Here is a 15,704-nt window from a genome sequence, read left to right as displayed (position 1 = left end):
TTTAATTAATAAATTTAATTTCTATTGCAAAATACCTCTATATCGTTGCAAAATGCAAGACTTTTTATTTTCATCATTTTTCAAATATATATTTCATTTAAATTTAATTGAAAATTTATCCATTTACATTGTTGTAAAATTAACTAACTGTATGTTATGATTTAATCATAATAGCATATTGTTAGTTAATTATTTAATTTTCATATGCTATTTATAGTTATGTGCTTTTTTATATTTTGACTATAATTTGTCATTATATAAATAATTATTATAATAGACGAGCTACTCATATAAATATATTGTTATAATGTTTATTTATATTACTTTTTTAATTGTATAATAGCTTGTCTATTTAAAAATAAGGGGGCTTTAATATGAAAATATTAATGTTTAGTACACGCGAACATGAATTACCTGCAATAGCAAAATGGATTGAGGAGAATGGGAACAATGTTCAAGTCGATACAATTGAAGAAGGCTTATCATCAGTGACTGTTGACAAAGCTAAAGGGTATGACGGAATTTCTATTCAACAAACTAATCCAATCGATGATGCTATAATTTATGAAAAATTAAAAGAATTTGGAATAAAACAAATAGCTTCTAGAGCAGCTGGTTTTGATATGATTGATTTAGACCAAGCTACTAAAAATGATTTAGTTATAACTAATGTACCTGCTTATTCACCAAACTCAGTAGCAGAACTTGCGGTAACTCAGACAATGAATCTCCTGAGAAACATGCACCTTATTAATAGAAATGTTAATACTGGAGACTTTAGATGGTCAGCTAATTTAATTGCAAGAGAAATTAGATCTACTACAGTGGGAGTAGTCGGTACAGGTAAGATAGGTTCAACTGCAGCTAAGTTATTCAAAGGACTAGGTGCAAATGTTATAGCCTATGATGCTTATCCTAACGAAGATCTAAAAGAAATTTTAACTTACAAAGATTCTTTAGATGATCTTATGAAAGAAGCTGACGTTGTGTCTTTACACACACCTCTTAATGAAAATACAAAACACATGATAAATAAAGATAACCTAAAATTAATGAAAAAAGATGCTTTTTTAGTTAATACTGGTAGAGGTGGAGTTGTTTGTACAGACGATTTAATTGAGGCTTTAGAAAACAAAGATCTATGTGCTGCTGCTTTAGACACATTTGAAACTGAAGGTACTTTTTTAAACAAAGTAATACCTCATCACGACCTTACTGATCCTCAAGTAAAGAAATTATTAAATATGGAAAATGTCCTGTTTACTCATCATATAGGATATTTTACTACTACCGCAGTTGATAATTTAGTAAGTACTGCATTAAATTGCGTAAAAGAAGTGTTAGCTACTGGTGATAGCGTTAATAATGTATTAAAACTTGTAAATGCTTAATAGCTTCTAGCTATATTTAAATAAATTTATAAATTTAAAAGGCTATGTTAAATCACATAAAGTGACTTAACATAGCCTTTTATTATATATATCTCAATTTTTATTAATTCAAATTTCTAATCACGGTATAATAATGCTACAGATTCAACGTGCATAGTATGTGGGAACATATCTACCGGTTGAATTTCTTTGCATTTATACCCTCTTTCGTCTAAATATGCTAAATCTCTAGCTAGAGTTGATGGGTTGCACGATACATATACAACTTTATCTGGTTCCATAGATACTATAGTATCTAATACCGATTCTTCACATCCCTTTCTAGGTGGGTCTACAACTACTACATTAGCTGTTTTTCCTTCTTTGTATAATTTAGGAACTACTTCCTCTGCCTTACCTACGAAGAATTCTGTATTCTCTAGTTTATTTAGTTTAGCATTTATTTTAGCATCTTTTATAGCATCTCCAACGATTTCAACACCATAAACCTTTTTTGCTTTTTGAGCTAAAAATAAAGATATTGTTCCTATACCACAGTAAATATCAAATACTGTATCATTTTCTTTTAGATCAGCATATTCTAATGCCTTATTATATAAAACTTCCGTCTGTGATGGATTAACTTGGAAAAATGATAATGGAGATATTTCAAAAACCAGATCTCCTATATAATCATTTATCTTCCCATCACCATATATAACTTTATTTTCTTTTCCTAAAATTACATTAGTTTTTTCTCTGTTTGTATTTAAAACAAGAGTCTTAAATCCTGGTACATTCTCTTTTAGTACTGAGGCTAATTCATTTAAATATGGAAGTTTCTTTCCGTTCGCTACTAAAACAACCATTACCTCTTTAGTCTTAAATCCAACTTTAGTTACTAAATGTCTTAATACTCCGGTATGAGTCTTTTCATCGTATATACTAACATTATAAGCTTTTATATAAGTTTTTATTATTTTAATTATTTTATCATTTACGTCATGTTGAATTATACACTTATCTGTAGGAATTACATCATGACTTTTCTTTTTATAAAAACCTATAACTGTTTTACCATTTATTTTTTGTATTGGAAATTGAGCTTTATTTCTATATCTAAATGGATTTTCCATTCCTAATGTTGGGTGAACTAGTGTATCATGTAATTTACCGATTCTATTAATAGTCTGCTTTACTTCATTAGTCTTTATATCTAATTGCTTTTGGTAATCTAACTCTTGTATTTGACAACCTCCACAATTAGATAATTTATCTGAGCATACTCTATCAACTCTAAATGGAGATTTTTCTACTATCCCTACTATTTCTCCAACTGCATAGTTTTTTTTAGATTTAGTTATTTTTACTTTTAGCTTGTCACTTATCAATCCGCCATCTACAAAAACCGTAAACCCGTCATGCTTACCAATTCCAACGCCACCTTGACCTATATCAATAACGTCAACTTCATACTCTCTGTCTTTTAATAGCATAGACTTTTCCTCCGAACATAATAATTAAACTACAAAAACTTATTTTACCAAAAAAATAGGAGCTTATAAAGCCCCTATATTAAATATAGCACAAATTTTTTGAATTTATAGTTTTATAATACTCTACTTGCACCTCTATATATAACACCTCTAGCAGTATCAACTGTTATTACTTCACCATCATTTACTAAGTCTATTATATTTTTAGCTGAAACAACGACTGCTTTATCTAAGCTTATACCTACTATAGCAGCATGAGATGTCATTCCACCATCTTCAGTTATTATAGCTCCACATTTTTCTATATATGGATTCATATGTGCATCTGTCATATGAGTTACTATTATATCTCCTTCTTCAAAATCTAAAACTTCATTTTTATTATCAAATATTCTTACTCTACCTTCTACAGTTTTAGTTCCTACACCTATACCATTAGTTATTTCTTCACTTACTACATGAACTTTTATTAAGTTAGTAGTTCCACTAACTCCAACTGGAACTCCTGCAGTTATAACAACTAATTCTCCATTTTGTAAGTAAGAAGCTTCTTTAGCTGCATTTATAGAATTTTCTATAACTTCATCTGTATTTGTAGCTTCACTTGCCATTATAGGATATACACCCCAAGTTAAAGCTAATCTTCTCATAACTTTTTCATCGTTTGTAGCAGCTATTATAGGGCATTCTGGTCTGAACTTAGATACCATTCTAGCTGTGTGACCTGAAGATGTTGAAGTTATTATAGCTGAAGCCTTTAAATCTACTGAAGTTGTACAAGTTGCATGACTTATAGCATCAGTAACATTTACTCCGTTAAGTTTCTTATTTTTTAATAATTCATTATAATTTAATGTTTCTTCTGTTCTCTTAGCTATAGTAGCCATTGTTTTTACAGCTTCTACAGGATATTTACCAGCTGCAGTCTCTCCTGATAACATTATTGCATCTGTTCCATCATATATAGCGTTTGCAACGTCTGTCACTTCTGCTCTTGTAGGTCTAGGATTTCTTATCATAGAATCTAACATTTGTGTTGCAGTTATTACTGGTTTACCTAATTCATTACATTTTCTTATCATCATTTTTTGAGCTATAGGTATTTCTTCTGTAGGTATTTCAACACCTAAGTCTCCTCTAGCAACCATTATACCATCAGAAACTTTTAATATTTCCTCTATATTATCTACACCTTCTTGGTTCTCTATTTTAGATATTATTTGTATATCTGTAGCATTATTATTTTCTAATACTTCTCTTATAGCTAAAACATCTGATGCCTTTCTTACGAAAGATGCAGCTATATAATCTATACCTTGTTGTATACCAAACTCTATATCACTTATGTCTTTTTCTGTTATAGCAGGTAAATTTATTTTTACTCTTGGTACGTTAACACCCTTATGATTTTTAACTATCCCTGAGTTTTCAACTACACAGTGTATTTCTTCCCCTTTTACTTCCTCTACTCTAAGACCAACTAGTCCGTCATCTATAAGTATAGTATCACCAGTAGTAACATCTTCTGCAAGACCTTTGTAACTTACTGTACACATCTCTTTAGTTCCAACAACATCTTTCATTGTTATTGTGAACTTTTGCCCTTCTTCTAATAAAACCTCTGGATCTTGGAAGTTTCCTGTTCTTATTTCTGGACCTTTAGTATCTAATAATATAGCTACTGGTTTATTTAATTTTTTTCTAACCTTCTTAGCCATATCGAATCTTTCTTTGTGCTCTTCATGAGAACCATGAGAGAAGTTGAATCTGCATACGTTTAATCCATTTTCTACAAGTTGAGTTAAAATTTCCTCGCTTTGTGATGCTGGTCCTAGTGTACAAACTATTTTAGTCTTTTTTATCCCTTTTAACATTTTAGATCCTCCTAATTTATATAGATAATATTTTTACCATTTCATAAGTTTCATCATCAAATTTTCTTTCCATAGCTAAAGCTTCATATATATCTAAATCTATAATCTTATTATCTTTTATACCAACTACTCTAGCTGATTTGCCATCTAATAATAATTCTACAGCACGTACACCCATTCTACTTGCAAGTATCCTGTCAAATGCACTTGGACTTCCACCTCTTTGAACATGTCCTAACACTGTTATCCTTAAATCAGCGCCTGTTCTAGCAACTATTTCTTTTCCTAGCTCACTTGCGTTTCCAACCCCTTCAGCTAGAACAATTATACTATGTCTCTTTCCTCTTTTTTGAGTAGTTTTTAACCTTTTACAAACATCATCAATTTTGAAATCTATTTCTGGAACTATAACTGTTTCCGCTCCACCAGCAAGGCCTGCATATAAAGCTAAATCTCCACAGTGTCTCCCCATTACCTCAACAATATTAACCCTTTCATGAGATGATGATGTATCTCTTATTTTTCCTATTGCATCTATTATAGTGTTCATTGTTGTATCAAAACCTATAGTATAATCTGTATATGGTAAATCGTTATCTATAGTTCCTGGTATTCCTATTGCTGGGAATCCTAAATCACTTAGTTTTTGAGCTCCATTAAATGATCCATCTCCACCTATAACAACAAGACAATCTACTTTATATTTTTTAAGTATCTTTACTGCTACAGCTCTTCCTTCTTCTGTTTTAAATTCTTCACATCTAGATGATTTTAATATAGTTCCACCTCTATGTATTATATCCCCAACTGAAGATAAATTCATTTCTTGTATGTCTTCTTCTATTAATCCTTTGTACCCTCTATTTATTCCATAAACCTTACACCCATAGTATATAGCAGATCTAACAACAGCCCTTATAGCTGCATTCATACCTGGCGCATCTCCTCCACTAGTTAATATACCTATAGTTTTCATTAACATTACCTCCTAGTTGATTAATATATTTCATTTTTTAAGGGACATTTTTAGTCCCTATATTATATTTTCATCCCAGTGTAATTAAAAAAATTCAGATAGTAGCGAAACTATCTATTTTTTGTCTATTATATCATAATTTCGCTACTTTTTTATATAATAAAATTTTAAATACCCTTAAAATTTTACTTTTATATTTGTTTTTGGCAATATATGTTCCAATTCATTAATTAAATTTTCGTTTATATTAACCTTTATATGGTTCCATTTATATACCTGTTTTATATTTTCTGCGTATATATATATATCATTTTCTCCCGGGTATTTAGTTACTACCGATATTAAATCATTTACTAACTCTTTATTTTCTATAGAATTAATTTTCAAGTATAAAGTAGGCTTATCTTTATTCCCACTATCATTCATATCTCTTATTTCTCTAGCTATAAGTTTTGCATTTTCGTCTTCTTTTATACTCAATCTTCCATCTATATAAATAATTTTATCTTCTTGGATAACTGTATTATATTTTTGAAGAACTTGAGGAAAAACTATAACTTCTATAACTCCAAATAAGTCTTCTAATTCAATTATGGCCATTAAATCATTTCGTTTTGTTGTTCTTATAGTTTTATTTATTACTATACCGCCCATCGTCACTTCTCTTTCATTTAAATTTAGATAAGTAATATAGTCGTCTTTTATTTCATTTAGTTCAGCATTGTTTATTGTAGTATTTCTTTTTATTTCATCTTTATATTGAGATAATGGATGCCCACTTACATACATTCCTAACACTTCTTTTTCTAAATAAAGTCTTTCTTTTTCTTCTAACTCTTTTACATGTGGTAATGTATACATACTTTGTATATCATTATTTATAGATTCATCCATCTCAAATCCATCAAATAATGAGACTTGTCCTGCTAAATTTTTCTTTCTATCCATAGATATACTTTCAAGAAGTTTTTCATATCCAAGAAGCAAACTAGCTCTATTGTCTCCCATTTCATCAAAAGCTCCACATTTTATAAGACTTTCAATTATACGTTTATTTAAATCTTTTGAATCTAATCTTTTGCAAAACTCATTAAAATCTTTAAATTCTCCGCTACTTTCTCTTTCTTTTATTATATTATTTAATACATTTACACCTACATTTTTTACTGCTGCAAGCCCAAACCTTATACTTTTGTCTTCAACTGAAAATTTAGTAAAACTTTTATTTATATCTGGTTTTAAAACATCTATTTTTAGGCTATTACACTCTCTTATATATTCAACAACTTTATCTGTATTACCCATGACACTAGTTATTAAGGCTGCCATAAATTCTACAGGATAATGAGCTTTTAAATATGCTGTTTCATATGCTAATACTCCATATGCAGCGGCATGACTTTTATTGAATGCATACTTTGCAAAGTCAATCATATCATCGAAAATTTTGTTACCTATATCTTCAGGTACTCCATTTCTAACACATCCAGCTATTTCAAGTTCTCCATTTTCATCTGTCTTACCATGGATGAAATATTCTCTTTCTTTTTCCATTACATCCATTTTCTTTTTACCCATAGCTCTTCTAACCAAGTCACTACGTCCGTAACTATATCCACCCAAGTCTCTGACAACTTGCATTACCTGCTCTTGATAAACTAAACACCCATATGTAACTTCCATTATAGGTTTTAGTTTTTTATGAAGATATTCTACGTTTTCAGGGTTATTTTTATTATTTATATAAACTGGAATAGAATCCATAGGTCCTGGTCTGTATAAAGATATTCCGGCTACTATATCCTCAAAATTATCCGGTTTAAGCTGTTTCATAAAGCTTCTCATACCAGCACTCTCTAACTGGAATACCCCTAGAGTGTTTCCAGATGAAAGCAATTCATAAACTTTAGGATCATCATATTCCATTTTAGAAAAGTTTATTTTTAAATTATGATTTTTTTCTATTAAATCAAGTGCATCTCTTATTACTGTTAAAGTTCTTAGTCCTAAGAAGTCCATTTTTAATAGGCCTAATTCCTCTAAAGTTGTCATTGTAAACTGAGTAGTTATAGCATCTTGATGCTTATATAAAGGGACATACTCATCTATTGGCTTTTTAGATATAACAACTCCTGCAGCATGTGTTGATGCATGTCTTAACATTCCTTCTATTTTTCTTGAAACATCTATTATTTCTTTTGTCTCTGAATCTTCTTCATATAATTTTTTAAGATTAGGATTTGTATCTAATGCTTTGTCTATTGTCATTCCTAGTGCAAAAGGAATTTCTTTTGCTATATTATCAACTTTGTTATAACTAACGTCTAATACCCTTCCAACGTCTCTTATGGCAGCTTTTGCTCCCATTGTTCCAAATGTTATGATCTGAGCAACATGATCTTCACCATATTTCCTTTTTACATAATCTATAACTTCTTCTCTACGCTCATAACAAAAATCTATATCTATATCGGGCATAGATACACGTTCTGGATTTAAGAATCTCTCAAATAATAGAGAGTATTTTATAGGGTCTATATCAGTAATGTATAAAGTGTATGAAACTATAGATCCAGCAGCACTACCTCTACCTGGACCTACCATAATATTATTTTCTCTTGCAAAATTTATAAAGTCCCAAGTTATCAAGAAGTACTCTACGTAACCCATCTTCTCAATTACACCTAATTCATACTCTAATCTATCTAAAATCTCTTGTGAGGGCTTTTTATATCTTTCTTTAAGTCCCTTAAAGCATAACATCCTTAAATACTCTTGAGGTGTATATCCACCAGGAACATCGTATTGAGGTAAATGTATAGTATTGAAATCAAATTCAACATTACACATTTGTGCAATTTTAGAAGTGTTATCTAAAGCTTCTTGAACTTCAGGAAAAATTTCTTCCATTTCTTCTCTAGATTTAAGATAGAATTCATCACTCCCAAATCTCATTCTAGCTGGGTCATTTACAGTTTTACCCATTTGTATACACATTAATATATCATGTATCTTTGAATCTTCTTTTCTTACATAATGGACGTCATTAGTTGCTACTAATCCAACTCCAATTTCTTTAGAAAGTCTTATTAACTCTCTGTTAACTTCTTTTTGCTCAGGTAAATTATGATCTTGAATTTCTAAATAATAATTTTCTTCGCCAAAAATTTCTTTATACTTCAAAGCTATATTTTTAGCTTTATCATAATTTCTATTCATCAATGCTTGTGATACATCTCCTGCTAAACAAGCAGAAAGTGCAATGATACCTTCACTATGTTTTTTTATTTCATCTATATCAACTCTTGGTTTATAATAAAATCCTTGTACATATGCTGCTGATACTAACTTAATTAGATTTTGATATCCTGTAGTATCTTTAGCTAGAAGTATTAAATGTCCCTGAGATTTATCAAAATTAGGGTCTTTATCTTTCATTCCTCTAGGTGCTGTATAAACCTCACATCCTATAATAGGCTTTATTCCTTCTTTTTTTGCTACTTTAAAAAAGTCTATGGCCCCAAACATACATCCATGGTCAGTTATTGCAACTGCACTCATATTTAATTCTTTAGCCCTGTTTACTAAATTTTTTATTCTTGAAAAACCATCTAGCAAACTATATTCTGTATGAACATGTAAATGTACAAAATCTTTGCTCAAAGACCTCACCTCCTGCTTGTAAAAAAACCTTCTATTTTAATTTTTCAATGATTACTTTTTTGAAATACATATACGAAAATTATATTAACTCATAATTATAAAAGGAGTATAATTTCCTATGTATTATAAAAGTAATTTTACCACAATATATACCTCTTAATCAAAAAAAGAGGCATAATGCCTCTTATTCGAATTTCAATCTTAAATTATCTGCTATTTGTTCTATTTTCCTTAACCTATGGTTAACTGCTGATTTACTTAATTGAGGACTAGCCATTTCTCCAAGTTCTTTTAATGTTAAATCTTCATACTCTATTCTTAAAACTGCTATTTCTCTTAAATTTGGTGGAATGTGATCTAATCCTACTTTTTGTTGTATATACTTTATATTTTCTATTTGCCTTACAGCTGCATTAACAGTTTTTGATAAATTAGCTGTTTCACAATTAACAATTCTATTTACGTTGTTTCTCATTTCTTTTACTATCTTTGTACTTTCAAGGCTTAATAAAGCTTGGTGAGCTCCTATTATGTTTAATAAATCTGATATTTGTTCACTTTCCTTTAAATATACTACGTAGTTATTTTTCCTAGATACAGTTTTTGAATTAAATCCTAAGGAATTTATAAGATCCTTTAATGATTCTGCAAATTCTTCATTATTTGTTACAAATTCTAAGTGGTAATTTTTTTCTGGGTCGCTAATAGAACCTCCTCCTAAAAAAGCACCTCTTATAAAAGCTCTAATACAGTCATTATCTTTAATAAGACCTTCAGGAACTTTATTCATCGTAAAGAAATAATCTTCTTGAGATAAAATACCTAATTTTCTTAATAAATTTTCCGCACCCATTTCACTAGTAACCATAAGTACATAACTACTATTCCGTTTTAACATTTGATTTTTATTCACCGATATCTCTGTGTTAATTCCAAAATTAGATTTTAATAATTTAAAGATCTTCCTAGCAGTTGAGTTTAACTCTGTACTTATTTTTAAGTTTAACTTTTTATATCCAGCGATTTGTATACTTCCTGCCAATCTGACTATTGCAGAAAGCTCACTTATATTACAGCATTCATTATCCGAAAAAATTCTAGCTAGTTCATTTTTTGTTTCTGCTGAAAAAGACATCTTTCATCACCTATAGTTAATTCTTTTTTAATCTTTTTTTAATCTCGTCTAAAGCAACTTTTATAATTTCTTTTTCATCGTCATATCTAGCTAAATCTACTACTCTATCTAAGTGAACAAACTTAGCATCGATGAAACCTTCCTCTTTTTGAGGAATCGTATCCATATTTCTTGCTTGCATTAAATACCAATACACAGTCTTATGAACTGCTTTGTTCTCATCCCAATTTTCCTTGAAAGTATAGTGTATTTCACCTAAATACTTTAGTATATCAGCCTTTACACCTGTTTCTTCTAGAACTTCTCTAAGTGCTGCATCTTCCTTATTCTCTCCAATTTCAACTTTTCCTTTAGGCAATACCCAGTCTCCATTAAATTTTCTAAGTAAGAGCACTGCATTACCAAACAATACTACGCCCCCGGCACTAACCTCTTCTCTCATTGGTGTTCACTCCTTAAAATAACATAATAATAAGGATTTCTACATAAATTTTTAAAATCCTTTTTTACTTCTCATTATCATAAATATGACTTAGTGCCAAATTAACAACTACATTAGATATGTAATCTGCATCGTGTCTTATATAGTTACTTTTTATTTCTACTAAATTACATTCTACCACTTTTATTCCCATATCTTCCAGTGTTTGTTTTTGTTTTTTATCTAATAATACTTGGCTTGCGCCATCTTTATTGTAAATTTCAAATACAGGCTTTGGTAAAACTTCATTATTTGTTATTACTATATCAATTATATCTTTTCCACAATGTTTATTTATAGCATTTATATGGTCTACAACATTAAAATTATCGGTCTCTCCAGGTTGAGTCATTATATTTGATATATACACTTTAGGAGCTTTAGATTCTTTTATTGCATCAATAACTCCATCTACTAATAAATTAGGCATTATGCTTGTATATAAGCTTCCTGGCCCTATAACAATAATATCTGTATTTTTTATAGACTTAATAACCTCATCTAGTGGTTTAGCATTTTTAGGTTCTAGCTCTATACTCTTAATTTTCGTATTTTGAGACCTAACCTGATTGGGTATATTAGATTCACCTTTTACAATATTTCCATTATCAAGATTTGCTATTAAGTTTATATCCTCTAACGTTACAGGTAAAACCCTGCCTGTTATAGCAAAGACTTCACTCATTTTATAAACAGCCGTTTCAAAGTTGCCGTAAACTCCATTCATAGCGGCTAAAAATAAATTTCCAAAGCTCTGACCTTTTAAAGCCCCCTCCGTAAATCTATATTTCATAACAGCGTCCATAGTAGGCTCCATATTCGCTAATGAAAGTAAACAGTTTCTTATATCCCCAGGAGGCAACATACCCAAATCTTCCCTTAATACTCCTGATCCTCCACCATCATCAGCAACAGTTACTACAGCCGTTATATTAGGAGTGTAATGCTTTAGTCCTCTTAAAAAAACTGATTGACCTGTTCCTCCTCCTATTACAACTACTCTAGGTTTTTCTTCTTTTATATTATTTTTCATAGTCTTGTTAGAGTTTTCTTTTTTTTCTTTAAGATATAGAAAAACTACGCTTATTGAAAAAATCCACCCTACTAATCCTATAAAAATTATTACTGATGTCATAATTCCCTCCAAATTTTATCTAAGAGTGTAATCTCTATGTTTTTTTACAACTCTATAGCCCTTTTTGATCAAATCATCATAAAGCAAATTAGAAATTGTTACAGATCTATGTCTTCCACCTGTACACCCAATAGCTATAACTAAATGACTCTTCCCTTCTTCAATATAGTGAGGTATTAAGAAATCTACCATATCTTCTAACTTAGCGAAAAATTCTATACTTACATCAGAATCCATTACATAATCTCTTACAACTTGATCTTCTCCTGTTTTAGGTCTTAAATCTTCTACATAATATGGATTGGGTAAAAATCTAACATCAAATACTAAATCTGAATCTATAGGTATTCCATGCTTAAACCCAAATGAAACTACAGATATTGTAAGTTTAGGAGTTTTTTCTCCTTCTATATATAACTTGCTTATTTCATCTTTTAAATCTCTCGGCTTCATATTGCTAGTATCTATAATACTATCAGCCTTATCTCTTAAAGTCTGAAGAATTTCTCTTTCTTCTTTTATTCCTTCTGTTATTTGCGTAGATTTAGCCAATGGATGGTTTCTCCTAGTCATTTTATATCTTTTTACTAAAATATCATCTGCGCAATCTAAAAATAAAACTTCATATTTATAATTTTCTTTTTCTAAGTAACTTAAACTTTCATGTAATGTCTCAAAGAACTCTCTTCCTCTTATATCTATCCCTAAAGCTACTTTATCTATGTTAGAATTTCCTTGATAACATAACTCTGCAAATTTAGTTATAAGAGTTGGAGGTAAATTGTCTACGCAATAAAACCCAATATCTTCTAAAGATTTCATAGCTTCACTTTTCCCAGATCCAGATAATCCTGTTACTATTATAAATCTCATACTATCTCCCCCTCTTAAAATTTAATATTTTTTATAAGGCTTAAATCTAAGTTTGCTTCTTTTGCAATTTCTATAGCTTTTTCAAAATTACCAACGTTATTTGGAGTATGTGCATCTGATCCTATAACAAACTCTACACCTGTATTTTTAATCTTTTTTATTTGTTCAACACTCAAGTTTCCATGATGCGAATTTATTTCTAGTAAAGTGTTTTGTTTAGCTGCTGCCTTTGCTACTTCATCAATATATACATCCCCTTTATCTCCAGGATGAGTAACTATAAATAAATCATTGTTTTCAATAGCATTTATTACAGCTCTTGTGTTGTAATCTTTACACGCCCCTTTAATTTTCAAATAATTAAATGTATGGTTAAGAGCACTTTTTATAGATGTAGGCATTGATCCAAAATGATACCCAGCCATAGTATAGTCTAACATTTTAGATATTTTATAATCTACATCTATATTTCCTTTATCATCTAATATATTACATTCCATTCCTAAAAGTATTTCTATTTCAGTATACTTTTCATTAAGTCTATCTATTTCTTCTCTCATTTTCGCTATATTATCATATTTAACTCCATATGCAATATGCTTATACCCATGATCTGATATACCTATCTTATCGATATTTTTTTCAATAGCCACTTTTACATTATCTTCAATGCTTCCTTTTCCATGACTGTATACAGTGTGAGTATGATAATCAGCTATTATTTTCATATTATTATTCATCTCCTAGTATTTTAACTTCCTCTTCTAGCATAATACCAAATTTAGAGTTTACTATATTTTTAACTACATATATTAAATCTAGTATATCTTTAGCTGTTGCATTTCCTAAGTTAACTACGAATCCAGAATGTTTTTCTGAAACTTGAGCACCTCTTAAAGTTAATCCCTTTAATCCACTATCTTCTATTAGTTTTGCTGCAAAATATCCTTCTGGTCTTTTGAATGTACTTCCTGCACTTGGTAAGTTTAAAGGTTGTTTTGTTACTCTACTTTTCGTTAATTCTCTCATAGATTCTCTTATTTCTTCAAAGTTACCTTCTTTTAACTCTATAATTGCAGATAATACAATATATTCCTTTTTACTTATTATACTCTTTCTGTAAGAAAACTGCATTTCTTCATTACTTAATTCAAAAATATTTCCTTCAAAATCCATAAGTTTAACACTTTTTACTATATTTTTCATTTCTCCACCATATGCGCCTGCATTCATAGCTATGGCTCCACCTAAAGTTCCCGGTATACCTGCTGCAAATTCAAATCCTGTAAGACTTTCATTTAATATAGCTTTTCCCATAAAAGAAAGTAATGCTCCTGATTGTGCATAAACAGTATTTCCTTCTATACTAAACTCATTGAAGTTATCAGCTATTTTTATAACTACACCCCTTATACCTCCGTCTCTAACTAAAAGGTTAGATCCATTACCTATAACTAAATATGATATTTTTTCCTTCTTTAATAAAGATACTAAATCTTTTAGTTGCTCTTCATTTCTTGGCTTTACTAAAAAATCTGCCGGACCTCCTACTTTAAACGATATATGGTTTTTCATTGGCTCGTCTAAAAGTATGTCTTCCTTGTTTAATATATTTAATAAATGTTTATATATAAATTCCTTATTCATTATATTTCCTCCTAATTGGTGTTCTTTATTCATTTAATTTCTTCTTTACATTAAAATTATCCATATACTATAATAATGTATTAAAAACAAAATAACAATATACAAAAAACCTTGAATTGAGACTAAAAAACGTTGATATAACTATCAACGTTTTTTATTTGCTATTAAAGTTTAATCAATCTTCTTTTAAATAACAATTATAATATATATATGGAACTATAATAGCCCCTCCAACTATATTCCCAAGTGTAACTGCTATTAAATTAAAGATTAATTGTAAAATCGATACATCAGCTCCTAGTGCCATTCCCATAGGAATAAAAAACATATTAGCTATACTATGTTCAAATCCACATAAAACAAATAACATAATAGGAAACCAACACGCAAAAATTTTAGAAACTATATCTTTTCCTGCGGTTGCAAACCATACAGCTAAAACAACAATAATATTGCACATTACTCCTTTTAAGAAAGCACTTGTAAATCCTAATATTGCTTTACTTTGTGCTATATTCATAGACTTTATAGCTGCATCTTTAACTAAAGTATCACTAAAATAAATAAATGCTACAAGTATAATTGCTCCTATAAAATTTGCTATATATACCAATACCCAATTTCTAATCATTTCCTTTATTGTTATTTTTTTATCCATAACTGCCATTGACATAAGGTTATTTCCTGTAAATAACTCAGCTCCACAAACCACAACTAGCATAAGTCCTATTGGAAATATACTTGCTCCTGCAAATTTTGCTAATCCTGGATCTTTTATAGTCTGACTAATTAAAATATTACCTAATGCCCCTAATCCAATAAATAAGCCTGCTAAAATTCCTAATAATAAACTTTTTTTTGTAGATAATTTTGATTTTTTTATCCCAGATTCTACAGTTGCATTCGCTATTTGTATTGGAGCCAAAAAACTTTTATCCATAAAAATTCCCCCTAAAATTTATATATTTAATTATATGAAGCTTGTTGTAATTAATTTCACAAATAATTAGAAACATTACTATAATTTAAAATTCATTTTTAAATTTATCAAAAT

At 29.5% G+C, this 15,704-nt stretch carries 12 protein-coding genes; 1 reads left to right on the top strand and 11 read right to left on the bottom strand.

Annotated features, from left to right (window positions below; genetic code table 11):
• Positions 1-374: 374 nt before the first annotated feature.
• Positions 375-1,391 (top strand): D-2-hydroxyacid dehydrogenase, encoded by a 1,017-nt coding sequence (locus VN21_RS08280; RefSeq protein WP_046822832.1) that lies wholly within the window; start codon positions 375-377, stop codon positions 1,389-1,391.
• A gap of 116 nt (positions 1,392-1,507) precedes the next feature.
• Here the strand turns inward: VN21_RS08280 and rlmD are convergent, their stop codons facing one another.
• From rlmD to VN21_RS08225, 11 genes are all read right to left on the bottom strand, one after another.
• Entirely contained in the window at positions 1,508-2,866 is a 1,359-nt protein-coding gene (rlmD, locus tag VN21_RS08275) for a 23S rRNA (uracil(1939)-C(5))-methyltransferase RlmD (RefSeq protein ID WP_046822831.1), read from the bottom strand.
• Positions 2,867-2,979: 113 nt separating this feature from the next.
• A complete protein-coding gene (pyk, locus tag VN21_RS08270; RefSeq protein ID WP_046822830.1) occupies positions 2,980-4,740 on the bottom strand; it encodes a pyruvate kinase in 1,761 nt (586 codons plus the stop codon).
• 16 nt (positions 4,741-4,756) lie between these two features.
• On the bottom strand, positions 4,757-5,716 hold the full coding sequence (pfkA, locus tag VN21_RS08265) for a 6-phosphofructokinase (RefSeq protein ID WP_046822829.1): 960 nt from the start codon (positions 5,714-5,716) through the stop codon (positions 4,757-4,759).
• A 177-nt stretch (positions 5,717-5,893) separates the two neighbouring features.
• Complete coding sequence (locus VN21_RS08260) at positions 5,894-9,379, bottom strand: DNA polymerase III subunit alpha (protein ID WP_046822828.1); 3,486 nt, start codon at positions 9,377-9,379, stop codon at positions 5,894-5,896.
• Positions 9,380-9,563: 184 nt separating this feature from the next.
• The gene (gene whiA / locus VN21_RS08255) at positions 9,564-10,514 is read right to left on the bottom strand and encodes a DNA-binding protein WhiA (protein WP_046822827.1); all 951 of its coding nucleotides are present in this window, start codon (positions 10,512-10,514) and stop codon (positions 9,564-9,566) included.
• A gap of 16 nt (positions 10,515-10,530) precedes the next feature.
• A complete protein-coding gene (locus tag VN21_RS08250; protein ID WP_021430207.1) occupies positions 10,531-10,956 on the bottom strand; it encodes an NUDIX hydrolase in 426 nt (141 codons plus the stop codon).
• Positions 10,957-11,020: 64 nt separating this feature from the next.
• Positions 11,021-12,130, bottom strand: a complete 1,110-nt coding sequence (locus VN21_RS08245; protein WP_046822826.1) for a gluconeogenesis factor YvcK family protein — start codon at positions 12,128-12,130, stop codon at positions 11,021-11,023.
• Between the two features lie 15 nt (positions 12,131-12,145).
• The gene (rapZ, locus tag VN21_RS08240) at positions 12,146-13,003 is read right to left on the bottom strand and encodes an RNase adapter RapZ (RefSeq protein ID WP_046822825.1); all 858 of its coding nucleotides are present in this window, start codon (positions 13,001-13,003) and stop codon (positions 12,146-12,148) included.
• A 14-nt stretch (positions 13,004-13,017) separates the two neighbouring features.
• Positions 13,018-13,731: a PHP domain-containing protein gene (locus VN21_RS08235; RefSeq protein WP_046822833.1), complete on the bottom strand. Its 714-nt coding sequence runs from the start codon at positions 13,729-13,731 to the stop codon at positions 13,018-13,020.
• Between the two features lie 4 nt (positions 13,732-13,735).
• The gene (gene murB / locus VN21_RS08230; protein WP_046822824.1) at positions 13,736-14,650 is read right to left on the bottom strand and encodes a UDP-N-acetylmuramate dehydrogenase; all 915 of its coding nucleotides are present in this window, start codon (positions 14,648-14,650) and stop codon (positions 13,736-13,738) included.
• A gap of 175 nt (positions 14,651-14,825) precedes the next feature.
• Entirely contained in the window at positions 14,826-15,590 is a 765-nt protein-coding gene (locus VN21_RS08225; protein ID WP_046822823.1) for a formate/nitrite transporter family protein, read from the bottom strand.
• Positions 15,591-15,704 lie beyond the last annotated feature (114 nt).

This window comes from Paraclostridium benzoelyticum, from assembly GCF_001006285.1.
Taxonomy (GTDB): domain Bacteria; phylum Bacillota; class Clostridia; order Peptostreptococcales; family Peptostreptococcaceae; genus Paraclostridium; species Paraclostridium benzoelyticum.
Note: the sequence above shows the minus strand (reverse complement) of the source record. Positions and strands in the feature narration are given on the sequence as shown.